Annotated in this window: 12 protein-coding genes; 6 read left to right on the top strand and 6 right to left on the bottom strand. The window is 44.2% G+C overall.

What is annotated here, in order from left to right:
- Positions 1–11: 11 nt before the first annotated feature.
- Positions 12–1,769: an ABC transporter substrate-binding protein gene (locus KUG37_RS06145; RefSeq protein WP_216934810.1), complete on the bottom strand. Its 1,758-nt coding sequence runs from the start codon at positions 1,767–1,769 to the stop codon at positions 12–14.
- A 741-nt stretch (positions 1,770–2,510) separates the two neighbouring features.
- Between KUG37_RS06145 and KUG37_RS06140 the strand changes: the two genes are divergently transcribed.
- The 5 genes from KUG37_RS06140 (at position 2,511) to KUG37_RS06120 (ending at position 7,841) form a co-directional block, all read left to right on the top strand.
- Positions 2,511–5,177 (top strand): TonB-dependent receptor, encoded by a 2,667-nt coding sequence (locus KUG37_RS06140; RefSeq protein ID WP_216934812.1) that lies wholly within the window; start codon positions 2,511–2,513, stop codon positions 5,175–5,177.
- A gap of 149 nt (positions 5,178–5,326) precedes the next feature.
- A complete protein-coding gene (locus KUG37_RS06135; RefSeq protein WP_216934814.1) occupies positions 5,327–6,031 on the top strand; it encodes an energy transducer TonB in 705 nt (234 codons plus the stop codon).
- 36 nt (positions 6,032–6,067) lie between these two features.
- On the top strand, positions 6,068–6,958 hold the full coding sequence (locus KUG37_RS06130) for a MotA/TolQ/ExbB proton channel family protein (RefSeq protein ID WP_216934817.1): 891 nt from the start codon (positions 6,068–6,070) through the stop codon (positions 6,956–6,958).
- Between the two features lie 16 nt (positions 6,959–6,974).
- Complete coding sequence (locus KUG37_RS06125; RefSeq protein WP_216934819.1) at positions 6,975–7,403, top strand: biopolymer transporter ExbD; 429 nt, start codon at positions 6,975–6,977, stop codon at positions 7,401–7,403.
- Between the two features lie 21 nt (positions 7,404–7,424).
- Positions 7,425–7,841 (top strand): biopolymer transporter ExbD, encoded by a 417-nt coding sequence (locus KUG37_RS06120; RefSeq protein ID WP_216934821.1) that lies wholly within the window; start codon positions 7,425–7,427, stop codon positions 7,839–7,841.
- Positions 7,842–7,898: 57 nt separating this feature from the next.
- On the opposite strand, the gene bfr is transcribed toward KUG37_RS06120, so the two are convergent.
- Positions 7,899–8,363, bottom strand: coding sequence for a bacterioferritin (gene bfr / locus KUG37_RS06115; RefSeq protein WP_216934823.1), 465 nt, complete (start codon positions 8,361–8,363; stop codon positions 7,899–7,901).
- A gap of 388 nt (positions 8,364–8,751) precedes the next feature.
- Positions 8,752–9,726 carry a 23S rRNA (adenine(1618)-N(6))-methyltransferase RlmF gene (rlmF, locus tag KUG37_RS06110; protein WP_216934825.1) on the bottom strand — a complete coding sequence of 325 codons (975 nt, stop codon included), beginning with the start codon at positions 9,724–9,726 and terminating at the stop codon, positions 8,752–8,754.
- Positions 9,727–10,040: 314 nt separating this feature from the next.
- Between rlmF and KUG37_RS06105 the strand changes: the two genes are divergently transcribed.
- Positions 10,041–11,108, top strand: coding sequence for an aldehyde reductase (locus KUG37_RS06105; protein ID WP_216934883.1), 1,068 nt, complete (start codon positions 10,041–10,043; stop codon positions 11,106–11,108).
- Between the two features lie 70 nt (positions 11,109–11,178).
- On the opposite strand, the gene ligA is transcribed toward KUG37_RS06105, so the two are convergent.
- From ligA to smc, 3 genes are all read right to left on the bottom strand, one after another.
- Positions 11,179–13,218 (bottom strand): NAD-dependent DNA ligase LigA, encoded by a 2,040-nt coding sequence (gene ligA / locus KUG37_RS06100; RefSeq protein ID WP_216934827.1) that lies wholly within the window; start codon positions 13,216–13,218, stop codon positions 11,179–11,181.
- A 115-nt stretch (positions 13,219–13,333) separates the two neighbouring features.
- A complete protein-coding gene (locus KUG37_RS06095; protein WP_216934829.1) occupies positions 13,334–14,344 on the bottom strand; it encodes a cell division protein ZipA C-terminal FtsZ-binding domain-containing protein in 1,011 nt (336 codons plus the stop codon).
- A 1-nt stretch (position 14,345) separates the two neighbouring features.
- Positions 14,346–17,798, bottom strand: coding sequence for a chromosome segregation protein SMC (smc, locus tag KUG37_RS06090; RefSeq protein ID WP_216934884.1), 3,453 nt, complete (start codon positions 17,796–17,798; stop codon positions 14,346–14,348).
- Positions 17,799–17,801 lie beyond the last annotated feature (3 nt).

Raw genomic sequence — 17,801 nt, 5'->3', positions numbered from 1 at the left:
ATCTTCTCAAGTTATTTTTTAACAGGTTCAATATCCAGATATTGCCAAACGGAGTTCATGATCGGATGCGCCTTAAAGCCTTTCACCTGAGGATGAATCAGCCAGTTGCGCACCCGTGTATTGTGTAAAATCCAGGGATTATCGGCTTCGATTTGCTGGTTCATCTTTTCATAATAAGGTGTACGTTGCTGTGGGGGCAGTTTCATCGCGGCCTGATACAGGGCATCGTAGGCTTTAGAGGTATAGCAGCTCAGATTACCCTGCTGGGCATTAGGACCATATAAGAGTTGAGCAAAATTCTCTCCTTCCGGATAGTCTGCAATCCAGGCACCGCCCCACATCATATGTTTGCATTGGGTGGCTTCTTTAAGGTTATCGGCAAAATTACTGATTTTAAATTCGATCCGCAGCCCAATCGCCTCCATATTCTTTTTCCATAATTCAGCTGCAATGACGGAAGAGCTCGAACTGGTGGAATTCATTTTTAATGTTAAAGGTTTGCCATCAGGCAAGGTCCGGTAGCCATCTGCACCTTTTTTATAACCGAAACGATCGAGCAGCTTGTTGGCCAATACCGGATTATAGGCAATACTATTTTTATACTTTGGATTATGTCCATTCACACCTTCGGGAATGGTCATTTCAGCTTTGTCTGCGTGTCCCTTATACAGCTGTTTGATGGCTTCACTCTGGTTATACGACAAGGCGATTGCCCGACGCAGGGCGATTTTTTCTAATGAGTTGCCACCTACTACAGGATCACGCATATTCATGATGGTATAGGTAATTTCTGCATCTTTATTGGGATAATGCAGAATGCCTTTTTGCTTGTATTCATTTTTTAGCTGTTTATTGACCAAAGCCTGTTCTGCACCACTTGCGGTGAGTCGGTCATAGTCAAGTTGACCAGATTTCAGGGCCAGCCAGCGAGATTGTTCTTCTTCGATAATACTGACCTTGACCATCCCGATCTGCGGCATTTTTTTGCCGCTCATTTCCTTAACCAGACGTTGGTCCCATGCGGCATTTTCCCCCTTAAAATCCCAGCTAAATCCACGATAATTGGGATTGGCCTTTAATTCAATCCGGCTACGCGGCACATATTTATGCAGTTGATAGGGCCCTGTCCCAACCGGGTGCTGCCCTGCCCGTGCGCCGTAATGTTCAACGGCTTCTCTGGCGGTGCCACTAAAAGTGACATAGGCCATAATATAAGGGAAATTAAAGTCGGAACGCGTGAGTGTAATTTGCAAGGTATATCGATCAAGTGCCTTTAGTCCTGCAATCGGTGCATCATAATTAAATTTGCCTGAAGTTTTAGCCTGCTGAATGGCGGCATCTGCACCCAGAATTTTCCCTTCGATAAACGAAAAAGTCGGTGAGTGATTTTTAGGATCCATCACCCGCTTCATGGAATAAATATAGTCTTCAGCAACCAGTTCGCGCCTTTTGCCTTTAAATGCCGGATCATCACTGAAGTAAATTCCGGGTTTAATCTTGAAGGTATAAACTTTGCCATCCTGTTCAATCTTAGGTAAGGCTTCAACAGTATTCGGGGTTAAAGTCGCTGGTCGAGCCAGATAGTCATAGCGTAACAGAGGCTCAAAAATAGCTTCAGCAATACTGCCACTATAAAAATTATAGGTTTTAACCATATCAAAACCATCGTCAGGCGCTTCAAATGCAATATTTAAAACTTTATCTGGCTGTGCAGGCGATTTTGCCAAAGCCATTTCCCCTGATGCCACTGCCAGCGCTAAAACTGTCATCCTTATAGTTACTGATTTCAAATTCCCACCTATTTCTATTTATTTAAAGCATTAAAATAATTAAGGTTTTTTGCAAGCATCTATCCTTTTTGATTTGCTTCATGTTTTTTTATTTTTTAACACTCCACCTATCTTATGACTCTAGCGTTTGAAAGCTAATTCCATGCCACTCTAGGCTTTAACACACAATTAAGTTTTTTTTCACAGCAAAAAACATATTTTTATTAATCATTTATAATAATAATGAATTGGAAAAGCACGCAGATACAATCTGCAGTATTTATTGCATTAATCCTACAATGACTTTCACAATATTGCACAAAAATAATTCACTAATGGGTCATTTTATAGCACACCTCAATTCAGCCATTTATAATTTAAAAAAATAAACCTTTATCTTTTAACAACTAACCATGTGTTTAATAATTGAACAAATATTTCCTTTAGCTCCTGTCATATCCTCATTACAGAATTTTAAAATGCCTACCAGTTCACATATTTTTCAAACAATATTCAACAATAATCAATAAATACTGATTTGCAATATCATTTTTTCTGATCACTTCCAATACAGCTTATCCGTTTTCCCTGACCACCAAGTTCTTTCTTTATAACCCCTTATAAAGTAAACATTTCTCAATATATTGAATATTTTTACAAGAATTACAGCTAACTTGGCACTTGCTTTGCTTAAAAAGAATACAGCATTATCTTCACACAACAAGAAAGGTGAACTTTACGATGAAAATAAACAGACTAGTCGGATCTATGGGGACTCCAACAGTTGGCAAGACAATACTCAAGTTAAGTACGCTTACCTTAAGTATGATGTGTTTGTCTTTAGCACATGCAGCCGATGAACCAGAAAACTCCGCCACGCAACCCACCAAGGTTCAAAAAGTGACAGTGACGGGTTCATCTATTAAAGGGGTAGCTGCACAAAGTGCATCGCCAATTACTGTACTTAAAGTTGAAGATCTGGTGAATCAGGGGGTCACCACTGTTGAGGAAGCACTTAATAGGGTCAGCGCCAATCAGGCCGGTTTTGCGGTATCCCAGAATATTGGTAAAAGTAATACTTCAGGCTCTTCTGCCAACCTTCGTGGTATTGGTACCGATAAGACCCTGATTTTATTAAATGGTCGCCGTCTGGCCAACAGTCCGTTCAGTACTTCTGAAGTTAACCTGAATATCATTCCACTTGCTATGGTCGACCGTATCGAAGTTCTGCGCGATGGCGCTTCTGCGGTTTATGGTGCAGATGCAATTGCCGGGGTAATCAACTTCATTCTCAAGAGAGAATATCAAGGTTTCGGCGTGTCTGGCGGACTTCTATTACCTGAACACAAGAATGGCGACGAATATGATGTTTCCATCTTCGGTGGTTATGGTGATCTGGACGAGCAAGGATTCAACGTATATGGGGTAATCGATTATCGTACGTCCGATATGATCATGGCGAAAGATCGTAAAGTTAGCCGTCGTGGTGGTCTGATTCCTGAATTAGGTATGGCGATCGGCTCAACTGCTGGCTTCCCAGCCAACCTGTCAAATCCAGGCGTAGGCATAGTTAACCCTTATATCAATCAGAACTGTAATAATGCACCAAATACGTTTATCTCTGGTTCACGTTGCCTGCTAAATACACAAGCATTAATCGGCATTACCCCGGATGAAGAAACCTTTTCCGCTTTAGCGAGAGGTACCTTAAAACTCACCGATTCGTTAAATGCGGTCGCTGAATATGTTTACACTAAAAGTGATGTAACCACTTCTATTGCACCCGATGTATGGGGTGGTAGCCTGACTATTCCAAGCACCAGCAAATACTATCCGGGTCAAGGAATTACCCCAGATATTGCTGGCCTCACAGGTCCGACCTCAACACTTTATTTACGTTCTCAAGCCGGTAACCGTGTATCTAAATCAGAGAATGAATCCAACCGGATCTTTGCGGGAATCGAAGGTGAAGCCTACGGCTGGGACCTCAACGGTGGTGTAACTTATGCCAAAGGCGAAGCGACTGATAATTTCGTCAGTGGCTATTTAAACCAAAGTAGAGTCCAGGCAGCTTTGAACGATGGCACACTCAATCCATTTGGCCCTCAAGCACCAGAAGATGCCGGAAAATGGTCTACTTTTGATGTCGCAGGTCCGACGAATCAGGCAACGCTAGATTCAACTACCGTGGATTTCACTCTAAGCCGTCCTATCTATGAATTGCCTGCAGGCGATGTCGGTTTTGCATTGGGTGCTAGTTACACTACCCAGGACTGGGAAGCTAAAGTGAATTCCGATCTTGTCCGTCAGGTGCCAGGCAGTGGTATAGACCCGGACAAACCAATCAGTAAAGGTGATCGCGATATCACTGCAATATTTACTGAATTTCACGTACCAATCGTAGCCGGGTTAGAAGCTCAACTTGCTGCACGTTATGATGACTATAGCGACTTTGGAGATTCTTTCAATCCAAAAGCCTCGCTACGTTGGGAACCGGTAAAAGAGCTGATGTTCCGTACTTCTTATAGCACAGGTTTCCGTGCGCCGAGCTTATGGGAAATCAACTCTCCGCAAAGTGAAACCTATACCAGTGCACCTTTCAATAACCCGCGTTTTTGTAATGCTGATGGCACACCGAACAACATCCAGTTTGCCGATCAGTGCGGTATGCAATTCAAGCGTAAACAAGGTGGCAACCCAGACTTACAACCTGAAGAGTCGACTTCTTATACTGCCGGTTTTGTCTACGAGCCAATCAAGAACCTAGTTTTCACAGCTGATTACTACAACATTAAAATCGAAGATCTGGTCGGCACAATCAGCCCGGATATGATTTTTGATGATCTTAATCGCTATGGCAACCTGATTGTTTATGCACCAGATGGCCGTATCCAGTATTTAGACACTACCTTACAAAATATGGGTGGCCTAAAAACTCAAGGGATTGACCTCAGCCTGAACTATTTAACCCCAATGACCGCGACTGGCCGTTTTGGTTTCGGAATTGATGGGACTTATGTCATCAAAATGGATTACCAAATAGAACCAGGTGGTGAATGGGAAGATTACGTAGGTATTTATGATGATCCAGCAGTCGTTCGCTGGAAACATATTGCCAATGTGAACTGGACTTATGAAAACTGGAGAATGTTGTTAGAGCAACAGTATGTCCGTGGATATGAAGATTTTTCGGAAACACGTGATGTAGGTGCATGGATGGTCTACAACTTTGCAGGAACATATAAAGGGTTCAAGAACCTTGAACTGACTGCAGGTATCAAGAATATGTTTGATAAAGAGCCACCTGCTTCCGATGCAACCAACAATGCGCAATATGGTTATGACCCGCGTCATGGTGACCCTACAGGCCGTAGCTACTTCTTACGCGGTACCTATAAATTCTTTTAATTAATCACTTCGCAAACACTGCTGCCAAGCGGTGTTTGCAGTTTTCCCCGTTTAATTTTGGTCAAACAAAAAATAATGCTGCCTGTAACTAAAAACAATTTTCTCATCAGTGCACTATTTCCTGTTTGTCTTAAATTCTAGGAGTCATGATGGGCACAAAGTTTGAAGACTTAGAAAAAAACTCCGCCAAAAAACTGACTGGTATTGGGGTGGTGGTTTTATTGCATATTCTGGTGGGCCTGGTGCTGATAGCTGGTATGGCAAAAGAAATAATAAAGCCGTCAGAACAGCCGGTAGAGCTGATGATCATTCAGGATATTAAGCCGCCTGAACCTGAACCACCAAAAGAAACACCACCTGAACCACCCAAAATAGTGGAGAAAGTGGCACAAGTGCCTGAGGTGAAACCGGTTGAAAAAGTAGTTCCTGTACAGAAAACACTTCCAACGCCGACTCAACCAACAACTGTTGCAGTACCTATACCTGTTGCAGCAAGTCCTTCGCCAAGTCCAGTAGCAGCCCCGGCTCCTGTTGTCGCAGCCGCTCCAGCACCAGCTCCACCTCAGCCTTCTGGAGTCACTCGTGGTGTTTCTGAAGGTGAAGCTGGATGTAAAAAACCTCCCTACCCTCGTGAAGCAGCAATGAGTGAAATTACGGGCGAGGTAGTAATTTCCGTATTTGTTGATGCAACAGGAAACGTTCAAGAAGCAAAAGTAAAACGTTCTAGTGGTGACCGCACCTTAGACCGTGCTGCCTCTAAAGCATTTAGCTTATGTACATTCAAGCCAGCTATGAAAAATGGCGAGCCACAAGCATCCTGGTATGAAATTCCATATGAATTTAGCCTTGACTAACAGATACAACAGATAAAGAAAAAAATCAGGAGATCCATGATGAAAAAATCACTAAAACCTTTAAAAAATATGACCGCTGCCGGTGTAATTGCCATCAGTACATTATTGCCTTTGCAAGCAGTTTTTGCAGAACAGTCGGCTACGCCAAATACAAGTGCAGTCACTGAAACAACAGCTGCAACAGCGGCAACACCCACCCCGCCACCACTTCCGGCTGAACCCGTAGCCGAAGAGCCAGCTTATAATCCTTATGGATTGGAAGCCATGTGGAGAGAAGGTGATATTGTTTCAAAGATTACCCTGTTTATTCTATTAATCATGTCGATCGGCACCTGGTACATCATGATCAGCAAATCCCTGCAACAAGGCAAAATACGCAAACAGGCCAAGCAAGCTGAAAATACCTTCTGGGAGTCCTCTTCTCTGGATAATGCTACCGAGAATCTGGATGAAGCCAGCGTCTACCGTTTTATTGCGGAAAAAGGCATCAAGTCAACCAAAAATCATGGTGGCAATTTACTTGAGCGTATTGATTTCAACACCTGGGTCACTATCTCAATTTCCCGTGCAATCGACAAAATCCAGAACCATCTGAGTGGCGGTCTGGCCTTCCTTGCGACAGTCGGTTCTACTGCACCCTTTGTTGGCCTGTTTGGTACGGTTTGGGGGATTTACCACGCGCTTACCGCGATTGGTGTTTCTGGTCAGGCTTCGATTGATAAAGTGGCAGGTCCAGTTGGTGAGGCACTGATCATGACTGCAATCGGTCTGGCAGTCGCAGTACCGGCAGTACTCGGCTACAACTGGTTAACTCGCCGGAATAAAGCGGTCATGGAAGAAGTGCGTACTTTTGGTTCTGATTTGCACGCGGTATTACTCAGCGGTGAAATCACCACCAATAACCCTGTTAATCGTGACGTGAAGTAAGAGTGAGGTATCAGCCATGGGAATGATGGTCAATTCAAACGACAGCGATGATGATGAGGTAATTGGTACCATTAATACCACACCTTTGGTTGATATTATGCTGGTTCTGCTCATTATCTTCCTGATTACTGTACCGGTTGCCATTCATACCGTACCTGTCGATCTACCCGAAGAAAGAAATGTACCGTATGAAACCAAACCAGAAAATGTTCAGCTGGCAGTCAATAAAGCTGGCGATATTTTCTGGAACGAAATCTATATCGCAGATAAAACAGTTTTATTAACCCGCTTACAGGCCGAGGCACAAAAGACGCCTCAGCCTGAGGTGCATATTCGTGGGGACCAGTTAACACCTTATGAGGCGATTGATCAGGTTATTAGCACCACCCAACAGGCCGGTATTGGCAAAATTGCTTTTGTCACCACTCCGCCCGCTACACCTTAAGCACAAAGAAGGATTAAGTTTATGGGTATGAATGTTGGTTCAAATCAAGATGATGATGTAATGTTAGATGTCAACATGACCCCACTGATTGATGTCATGCTGGTCTTGTTGATTATGTTTATTATCACGATTCCGTTACCAAATAACTCGATTAATATCGATCTGCCGAATGGAACCCCGCCTGTAACAGATGAAAAACCGCCTGAGCTGGTGGAATTACGTCTCGATGCACAAGGCAAGATTTTCTGGAATGAACAGCCCGTAGCAAGCCCTCAGGCTCTGGAAGTGCTTTTTCAGATAGTGGCCAGAAAGGCAGATCAGGACCAGATTAAAATCAAAGCGGATCGTACTACTGAATACAAGCATATCGCGATGGTGATGGCAGCAGCACAACGTCTGGATGTCAAAAAAATTGGAATTATGAGTAATAACAACTAATTATTTACAACATATTAAAAAACCCAGCGCATGCTGGGTTTTTTAATTCATCCGGTTTTACATCTGTGACTGAATATAATTTTGCAGGCCGATCAGTTCGATTAAACCTAATTGTTTCTCGAGCCAATAGGTATGATCTTCTTCAGTATCTGACATTTGCTGACGCAGCATATCACGTGTTACGTAATCGCCTTTTTCTTCACAGAGTTTAACGCCTTGTGCTAATTTTTCACGTACATGATATTCCAATGCCAAATCTGCCTTTAAACAGCTCACCACATCATGACCCACGTTAATGTCATCTCGGTTCATATTGGGTGTGCCCTCAAGGAACAAAACCCGACGAATGAGCGCATCTGCGTGTGCGGTTTCTTCTTGCATCTCATGATCGATACGTTCAAAGATTTTGCTTAAGCCCCAATCTTCATACATACGAGAGTGAATTAAATATTGATCACGCGCAGACAGTTCGCCACCGATCAACATATTTAAATAAGCTACGACTTCTAGATTACCGCGCATTTTTATCACTCCCAAGCATTTATAGACTTATTATGAAGAAAAGCCGAACTGAATGCAAAATAAATATTTCGTAAATATATGATTTTTATAAAATTATAATGAGAAGTACTTGCATTTACACCTCCAAGCCACATAATTCCCATTTAGAAAACAACATGTTGCACTCAGTACCTAACTTAGATTAACAGGATCAAGGTACTTTTATAGCGTATTGGTTTTTTGTAACTAGATTTAAAATCATGGTGGCATATCTTCACTGAACTGTATGCCAATCAAATAACAAACGCTTAGCGCATCAGTATCAGTTTTATCTAAGCGAACTTGAACTTGTTCATTCGCATAAACAAGCAAAATCTTACTCATGCACTTATCCCTAGCGAGGATAAGCTTAAGCTGAAGTCCAACGCGCATTTTTCCACGCTTGCTGTTGCTTTGAATCTAGAAAAGTCCAAGCAACAAAACGGCTCTCTTTTTGCCCCTGCGTCATTTTAATGGTTTTCACATCCACTGCTCCGCTGTTACGCAACGCATTTAAGAGCACAGGCAATGTTGTTTTCTTGGAAACGAGTGTACTAAACCAAAGACATTGCTCAGCAAACGGTATGCTCTCTTGTACCATCTGACAGACAAAGCGTTCTTCGCCACCGTCACACCATAACTCGTTTTTTTGCCCGCCAAAGTTTAACACCACCTTCGTCCGATCAACCGGTTTGCCAAGTTTTCTTAATTTTTGAGTTGCTGTGGCGTTTGCTTCATCTTGCGAGGCATGAAATGGCGGGTTACACATTGTCAAATCAAAACGATCTGAGGGTTTAATTACACCGTTGAAAATATGGTTCGATGTCTTCTGCAATCGAATCTGAATCCCCTTACTTAGGTTCGGATTTGCCTGCACAATACATTGAGCACTTTTAACGGATGCAGAATGAATGTCTGAGCCGACAAATTTCCAACCATAGCTACGATGACCAATGATCGGATAAATACAGTTCGCGCCAACCCCAATATCTAACACTTGAACTGCGTATCCTGTTGGGATCTGACCTTTATTGTTGGCACTCAACAAGTCAGCCAAATAGTGGATATAGTCGGCTCTACCCGGAATAGGTGGGCAAAGAAAATCTTGAGGAATATCCCAATATTGAATGCCATAAAAATGCTTGAGCAATGCTTTATTGAGCATTTTCACAGCGTGTGGATCAGAAAAATCCACTGAAAGATCGTTATATTTATTTGGGCTGACAAAAGGGGCAAGTTCCGGACAACGCTTGATTAACTGAGGAAAATCGTAATGACTACGATGCAGATTTCGTGCATGTAATTCCGATTTTTGTTGCGGAAAAGATTTCTTTGCTTGCGCCATGTGTATGCCAATAATCAACGAGAGAACAGAATCATCTGATAAGGCAGGATCTATACCTGCAAATGAATCGATATTGTACGTGAATTCAACTCACGATGACGACCCTATCCTTTTATTTGTCTGTCCCACACTCGCCAAATCTTATCATTTTGAAATAAGCGAAAAATAGTTTTTTGCATCGTGCACATGAGATCTCTTCTTCATTTAGAACACATGAAAGTCAATAATGAAAATCTATTTTTTAATTAATCGAAGACAAGAGTGAATATGATCAATATGATACAAACAAAATGAGTCAATTAAAGTTGAAGAATATGAATACCAAGACAACAACAACACCGATCCTCGTTACAGGCGCCACAGGCTATATTGCCAGTTGGGTCATTAAACAATTACTCGAAAAGGGGCACACTGTCCATGCCACGGTGCGTGATCTGAATAAACATAAAAGTTTTGCTCACTTAGAAAAAATTGCTGAAAGCAGCCCAGGCAGCTTAAAGTTATTTCAGGCCAATCTATTGAGTCCTGGTTCTTTTGCTGAGGCCATGCAAGGCTGCGAGATTGTCTTTCATATGGCCTCACCTTTTGTGGTGACCAATTATAAAGATGCCGTGAAAGATATTGTTGAACCTGCCGTCATAGGCACTGAAAATGTTTTAAACACAGTAAATCAAACTGCTTCGGTTAAACGCGTAATTGTGACCTCAAGTATTGCGTCTACTTATGGCGATGCGATCGATATTCTCCAGACGAAAACTAATCGTTTTGATGAATCACACTGGAATAGCACCAGCTCAGAAACGCATCAGCCTTATCCCTATTCAAAAGTCGCCGCTGAACGTAAAGCCTGGGAGATGGCAGAAGCACAGGATCGCTGGACACTCGTTTGTATCAATCCAGCACTGGTCTTTGGCAAATCCCTAACCCCAAACACTCAATCTGGCAGTGTCGAAGTCTTGCAGCAATTCGCCAATGGCATGACGCTACTCGGCGTTCCACCGATGTGGAATGGCGTCGTGGATGTGCAAGATGTGGCCGAAGCGCATCTCCGTGCTGCATTCGATCCGAAGGCCCAAGGGCGTTATATCATTTGTAGTGAAAGCTTGAGCTTGCTTGAAATGGGTCAAATTCTACGCGCACACTTTGGCAATAAATTCCCGTTCCCGCGTAATCAGTTGCCGAAAGCAGCCTTTAAACTCTTTGGACCATTGGCAGGTTTTAGCCCGAAGTTTGTTGAACTGAATATGGGCTATCCAATTTACTTTAGTGCGCAAAAGAGCAAAGATGAACTGGGGATTGAATATCGTCCGGTCAAAGAAAGTCTGGTGGAACATTTCCAGCAATTGCTTGATGATGGTGTGGTAAAAAAATATATTCCTTAAAATTTCCATATTAAAAAGCCACCTTCAGGTGGCTTTTTAATCACTGTGATTTAATCAAATTCCAAGCTCATCAAGCCTCAAGCTGGCCATAATCTTTCATCAAGGCAACAAACTGTTCTTCATTGATCACCGCCACACCGAGCTTTTCTGCTTTATCCAGTTTGGAACCGGCTTTTTCACCCGCCACCACACATTTGGTTTTGCTGGATACACTACCGCTGACCCGCGCGCCCAATGCCTGGAGTAGCTGAGTGGCTTCATCGCGCCCCATACTGCTTAAAGTCCCTGTAACCACCCAGCTTTCCCCATTGAGCGGCTGACGGGTCGGTGCGATCGGGGCATCCCAGTGAATACCTGCAGCCAGCAACCGATCCAAGACTTCCAGATTATGTGGCGCCTGGAAGAAATCTATAATCCATTCTGCGGTAATATCCCCCACATCCGGAGTTTTCTTTAATGCTTCCAGATCTGCCTGACGCAATGCCTCTAGGGTCTGGAAAGTATTGGCCAGCATGCGTGCCGTGGTTTCCCCGACCCCGCGAATTCCTAAGGCATAGATAAAAGCACCCAATGTAGTTTTCTTACTGTTCTCAATAGAATCTATTAAATTCTGTACAGATTTTTCACCCATTTTCTCAATCTGTAGCAGCTGCTCCCGATGTTCATGTAAATGGTAAATATCAGATACATCCTTGAGCAGATTCAGATGCAGCAATGATTCTGCCCAACGGTCACCCAGACCTTCAATATCCATCGCCTTGCGCGAGACAAAGTGACGAATTGCCTCAATCCGCTGTGCTGCACAATACAGTCCACCCGAACAACGCGCCAAGGCTTCACCTTCCGGCATGACAACCGGTGAATCACAGACTGGACATTGTTCGGGTAAATGCACCTCGACTGCATCAACCGGACGGAATTCTGGCCAGACTTTTTCAACTTTAGGAATCACATCACCACTACGATAAACACTGACAGTATCGCCAATACGAACATCCAGACGGTGAATTTCGCCAATATTATGCAGGGTAACATTGGAAACAGTCACTCCACCGACGGCGACCGGATTGAGACGTGCCACCGGGGTCAAGGTTCCGGTACGACCCACCTGCCAGTTAATATTTTCAACTGTGGTTAAGGCAGCGACCGCTGGAAATTTATAGGCAGTGGCCCAGCGCGGTTCACGACTCAGGAAGCCAAGCTGTTGCTGCTGTTTCAGGTCATTGACCTTGATGACCATGCCGTCAATTTCCACACTGAGGCTGGCACGCTCCTCAATGATCTGTTCGTAGACCTTTTGTACGTCCTGAATACTGTCACAGATAAAGTGACGCTCGCCAACAGCAAAACCAAACTGATGTAACCATTCCAAACTGGCGGACATGGTGGTTTGACCGTGATGCGGCACACACTGGGCAATGCCGTAAGCATAAAAAGCCAATGGCCGTGATGCGGCAATATTCGGATCCAGCTGACGCAAACTTCCTGCCGCAGCATTACGCGGATTAGCAAAGGTTTTTTCACCTTTCGCCGCATTAGACGCGTTTAATTTTTCAAAACCGGATTTTGGCATCAGTACTTCGCCACGTACTTCCAGTAAATCGGGAATGATGCCATTGACCGGCGTTAAAAGTTTCGGAAGATTACGAATGGTTCTGACATTCTGGGTAATGTCTTCCCCTGTTTCTCCATCGCCACGCGTTACCCCACGCGTCAATACTCCATGCTCATACCAGAGTGAAATGGCCAGGCCATCAAATTTCAGCTCAACATCATATTCAATTTTTTGATTCGGTAAACGCTCTTCAATACGGCGGGCAAAAGCCTGCAGATCTTCCTGATTAAAGACATTGCCCAGAGACAGCATCGGAACGGCATGGGTAACGGTCACAAATTTTGAAAGTGCTTGCCCACCCACTTTATCAGTCGGGCTATCGGACTGGATCAGATCAGGATATTGTTGTTCTAAGGCTTTGAGCTGATGAAAGAGCTGATCATATTCACTGTCCTCAATGCTCGGTTGATCCATCACATAATAAGCATGGTTATGCTTGGCAAGCAGTTGAATCAGTTGACGCATTTGCGCAATGACAGTGGCATCTTGGGTCATAATTTCACCATAAAAAAGGGCGGAAAATCCGCCCTGTAGAATATTCAGCTTTTGGCTATTATAAAAATTGCAGTCTACGGATTCAACTTGAAGATTGAATAAAGCAGCCCTAAACTTAGGTGACTTGTCCTGGGCGATAATCAATCGCTTGATGGCGCCAGAATTCACGTAATTGTGGGGTAAATTCCTGCTGGTTCTGGTCATAGACCAGACCATCCACTTCACGTGCAATCAAACGTGAAATACTATCCATGGTATCAAAGGCATTTTGTACATCGCTATGTGGCAAGGCCAGGAAGAAGGCCAGACCTTTGACTTCCTGAGTCGACAGTGTTTCCAGATCAAAGCCTTCCATACCCGTATCTGTCATTTGCAGTACTGAAAATAGCAGTTTTGAATCATCTTCGCTATAACGATGGAAACAGGCCAGTTCGCCATAACGTAGACCATATTTCAATAAAACTTTCAGGGTTTTATCACCCGAAAGTACACGGCCTTGCGGATAAATATGTAAAGAAATAATGGTTTCAGCACTGGATAACGCACTTTCATCATCCACTATTTTCTGTTCATGCAGATGGGCATCCAGAATGCTGCTTTCATCATTAAATTCAGAAATTTCTGCTTTTTCAATGCTGCTGTTCAGACTGAATTCGACAGCTGTATCTTTATTTTCAGGCTGGTTATTTTCCAGTTCTGCTTCAGCCGGCTTTTGCTCTACTGCTGTTTCGGCTGGTTCTGTCGCTGTAGACGTTGCTATCACGTTAGCTGCTGCCACATCGCTCGGCTCGACAGTTGCAGATGTTTCAACCGCCACTGGCTCAGTCAGGTTCGGTTTAGCCTTCTCCACCAGATTCGGTTTAGCCTTGCGAAATGCCGAGGGCTTTTCAGGAGCCTTTTCTTCTACGCTCAGGCTTGGCTCTACACGTTGTGCCGGATCTGTGTTCTGATTCGCCAGTTGCGATCGAACATGCCGAGGAATGACAGGGGTCTGGCTATCCGGGTCGATATGCAGGTTGGCATCCAGTGAAGGCACTGCCTCTACAGGTTTTTTGAGCAGTATTCTGATGCCCAACAGCATGATGATAATTGCAATAATAATCCCGATAATGGTGGTGATTTCCATATTATACCTCCGCAGCTAAGCCGTATTCTTTTGCCTGTTCCAAATTTACTGTCACTAATTTTGAGGTTCCCGGTTCAGGCATGGTTACACCTAAAAGATCAGTCGCCATCATCATTGCAAGTTTATTATGGGTAATATAAATAAATTGCACGTGCTCAGAAAGCTCTTTGACTAAATTACAAAAACGTCCCACATTGGCATCATCTAGTGGTGCATCTACTTCATCCAATACACAAAAAGGTGCCGGATTTAAGCGAAAAATCGCGAATACCAATGCCAATGCAGTGAGGGCCTTTTCCCCACCAGAGAGCAAAGCCAATGAGCTGTTACGCTTACCTGGTGGTCGGGCCATTAGTTTTACACCCGATTGCCATCCATCTTCAAGACCTAAACTCGCCTCACCACCTTCAAACACTTTAGGAAACAGGTTTTGCAGTTCGGCATTGACCTGATCAAAAGTGTGCATGAACAGTTTGCGGGTTTCCTGGTCAATACTTTTCATTGCAGCTTGTAGCTGTTCAACGGTATTTTCCAGATCCTGCATCTGGTGACTGAGTTCCTCATAACGTTTTGACACTTCTTCATATTCTTCAGAAGCCGCCAAATTGACTGCACCGAGTTTATCAAACTGGGCCTGAGCTTTTTCCAGTTTCGCCTGATGTGCTTTGATATCAATATTTAAGCCGCTGATGACATCATGGTTCAGTTCTTTGAGCTGTTCAGAATAATGCTGCAAATCAGATTTGGCTGCCTGCCAGGCCAGCCGTTTTTCTTCTAGCGTACCGCGGAGTTTTTCATCCTGCTGCTGGAAGCTGTGGCGCTGTTCGGTCAGCTGCTGCTGTTTGCTCTGCACCTGATTTAATTCGATCTGCCAGTCTTCCCAGGTCTTTTGCAGCTTTTCCGTGATCTGCGCCTGTTCATTAAACTGGCGCTGCAAAGCAGGCAATTCCAGCTGTACCGGATCGACAAACTTCTTGGCCTGCTCGATTTGTGCAGTAATTTGCTGAGACTGTTCTTTTAAAAACACCTGATCTTTTTGTAGCAATTCGATCTGTTGCTGGCTCTGCACACTTTGACGGCGTAGCAATTCCAGTTCCTGCTGTGCTTGCTGGCTAAGCTGCTGTGAATCATCCAGCTGAGCGCTCAATTCTTCCAGCTGGAATTGCAGAATTTTATAATTTGGCAATGCCTGTTCAAGCTTGATATTCAGGGCATGCAGATCAATTTCCAGATCATCTTTCTGCATGGCATCTTCTTCAAGCTGCTCATCCAGTTGTTGCAGCTGATGCTGTAATTGCTGCTTTTGTAGCGCGAAAGCCTGAGCACTGCTTTGTACCTTGGCAATATTGACATCGAATTGTTGCAGCTGCTTTTGTGCATATTTCTGCTGTTCACTAACACCTTGAATTTGCGACTGGAATTCCCTGATTTGATCATTCAGTTCAGGTAGCTGCTGTTCAGCCTGTTCTAATTGGGCCTTGAGTACTGATAACTGAAGCTCAATTTCATCCAGACGGATTCGGTGACTGAGTGCCCCCTGTCCGGCCTGACTGGCTTCATCATAATCCAGTGCAATAACCCAGTCTGGTCCCACATGATAACCATCCAGACTGAGTAGACTCTGACCTTGCAGCAACTCAGTTTGAAGCTTCAAAGCATCTGTTAGGCTCTCGACGACCGCGACTTGCCGCCACAGTGAGAAGTGCGGAGATTCAATCCAGTCCGCCAGACACATGATATCGGTAATTTGAATCTTATCTTGCACAGCATATTGTTTTAACTGGCGTGCATTCTTTTCAAGAAAGTTCTCGCCTTCTGCCAGAATCTGGGCAGACAGCCATTTTGCCAGAAACTTTTCGATCAGGCTTGCATGGATTTTGCCTGCATCCTTGAGCTTAAGCACATGCATCAACTGTACCGCATCGGCTTTGATATGTGGGTTGGCTTTGGTCAGCAATTGACTCAGGTTTTTCTTTTCTGAATGAAGCACCTGAATTTCAGATTTAAGCTGCATCAGCCTCTGCTGCTGTTCTGCCTGCTCGGTCTGTACTTGGTTCAGCTGATCTTGCAATACAGTGCGTTGTGCTTCAAATTTTAACAGCTGTAATTCTGTCTCAACTTTATCTCGCTGATACTGTTCCAGCTCATCTTGCTGGGCCTGTTGCTGAATCTGTGTATTTTGCTGTTGTAGCGTTTGTTTTTGCTGTTCAATCCGTTCAATATTCTTCGCCAGCTGCTCACTTTGTGCCAGCATCTGCAATTTACGCTGTTGCTGCTGCTCAACCTGAGTTTTGATCTGGGCAAATTGTGTTGCAACCGTACTGTGCCTTGACTTGAGATCAGTCAGATTTTGGCTATGCGCCTGACTCTGGCCATCTTGTTGCTGCAATTGTGCCTGCTGCTCTTCAGATTGCTGCTCTAAGGTATCGAGTTGCAGTTCAATTAACTGCAAACGCTCCTTGGTTTGGGCTTTTTGCTGTTCCAGCTTGATCAGACTGGTGGAATTTTGCTCGAGCAAAGACTGCTTTTGCTGCAGGGTGATTTCCAGTTCAGCCAGTTTTTTCTCGGCCTGTTGCCATTCACTTTGCAAAGGTGTGGATTGCTGAATCAGACGTTGAAACAGTTCACTGGTACTCCCTAAATCATGTTCAACGGTGGTCAGCTCCGAACGTACCAGCTTAAATTTATCCCCGAGTGTATTCATCTCCAGGGTATATTCTTCCTGTAAGCGCTGGCTTTGCTCACACTGGAAAGACAGGATTTCAATCTTGATCGTGCGGATCTGCCCTTCCAGTTCTTTATATTGAATTGCGCTTTCTGACTGACGTTTCAGGGTTTTTAACTGAGATTTCAGTTCAGAGGCAATATCTTCCAGACGCGACAGGTTTTGCGTAGTGTGATCCAGATGCAGCATGGTTTCACGGCGACGTGCCTGATAACGTGATACTCCGGCGGCTTCTTCAATATAGATGCGCATTTCTTCAGGCTTGGCATCCACCAGACGGTTGATCATGCCCTGCTCGATAATCGCATAGGAGCGCGGACCAAGACCGGTGCCAAGGAAAATATCGGTAATGTCACGACGACGGCATTTGCTGCCATTCAGAAAATATTCGGACTTGCCATCGCGGTTGACCTGACGACGTACTGCCAACTCGTTATAGGCATTATAAGCGCCGCCGAGCTTGCCATAGGTATTGTCAAAGCGCAGTTCCACACTGGCCATGCCCACCGGTTTGCGCTTGGCAGTTCCGGTAAAGATGACGTCCTGCATGCTGCCACCACGCAGCTGGCGCGCACTGGACTCGCCCATGACCCAGCGTATGGCATCAATAACGTTAGATTTACCACAACCATTCGGTCCCACGACCGCAGTACGATTATCTTTAAAATGTAAAGTGGTACTGTCGGCAAAAGATTTAAAGCCTGAAAGTTTTAAACTGCTTAAACGCATAAT

Origin of the sequence: Acinetobacter sp. BY419 (assembly GCF_019038395.1) — a bacterium.
In the GTDB taxonomy this organism is placed as follows: domain Bacteria; phylum Pseudomonadota; class Gammaproteobacteria; order Pseudomonadales; family Moraxellaceae; genus Acinetobacter.
This window is presented reverse-complemented; position numbering and strand designations above follow the sequence as displayed.

Excerpts from the sequence above, each read along its gene's own strand:
- KUG37_RS06135 (WP_216934814.1), top strand. The coding sequence starts at position 5,327 with ATGGGCACAAAGTTTGAAGACTTAGAAAAAAACTCCGCCAAAAAACTG.
- KUG37_RS06140 (WP_216934812.1), top strand. The coding sequence starts at position 2,511 with ATGAAAATAAACAGACTAGTCGGATCTATGGGGACTCCAACAGTTGGC.
- ligA (WP_216934827.1), bottom strand. The coding sequence starts at position 13,218 with ATGACCCAAGATGCCACTGTCATTGCGCAAATGCGTCAACTGATTCAA.
- smc (WP_216934884.1), bottom strand. The coding sequence starts at position 17,798 with ATGCGTTTAAGCAGTTTAAAACTTTCAGGCTTTAAATCTTTTGCCGAC.
- KUG37_RS06105 (WP_216934883.1), top strand. The coding sequence starts at position 10,041 with ATGAATACCAAGACAACAACAACACCGATCCTCGTTACAGGCGCCACA.
- KUG37_RS06130 (WP_216934817.1), top strand. The coding sequence starts at position 6,068 with ATGATGAAAAAATCACTAAAACCTTTAAAAAATATGACCGCTGCCGGT.
- KUG37_RS06145 (WP_216934810.1), bottom strand. The coding sequence starts at position 1,769 with ATGACAGTTTTAGCGCTGGCAGTGGCATCAGGGGAAATGGCTTTGGCA.
- rlmF (WP_216934825.1), bottom strand. The coding sequence starts at position 9,726 with ATGGCGCAAGCAAAGAAATCTTTTCCGCAACAAAAATCGGAATTACAT.
- KUG37_RS06125 (WP_216934819.1), top strand. The coding sequence starts at position 6,975 with ATGGGAATGATGGTCAATTCAAACGACAGCGATGATGATGAGGTAATT.
- KUG37_RS06120 (WP_216934821.1), top strand. The coding sequence starts at position 7,425 with ATGGGTATGAATGTTGGTTCAAATCAAGATGATGATGTAATGTTAGAT.
- bfr (WP_216934823.1), bottom strand. The coding sequence starts at position 8,363 with ATGCGCGGTAATCTAGAAGTCGTAGCTTATTTAAATATGTTGATCGGT.
- KUG37_RS06095 (WP_216934829.1), bottom strand. The coding sequence starts at position 14,344 with ATGGAAATCACCACCATTATCGGGATTATTATTGCAATTATCATCATG.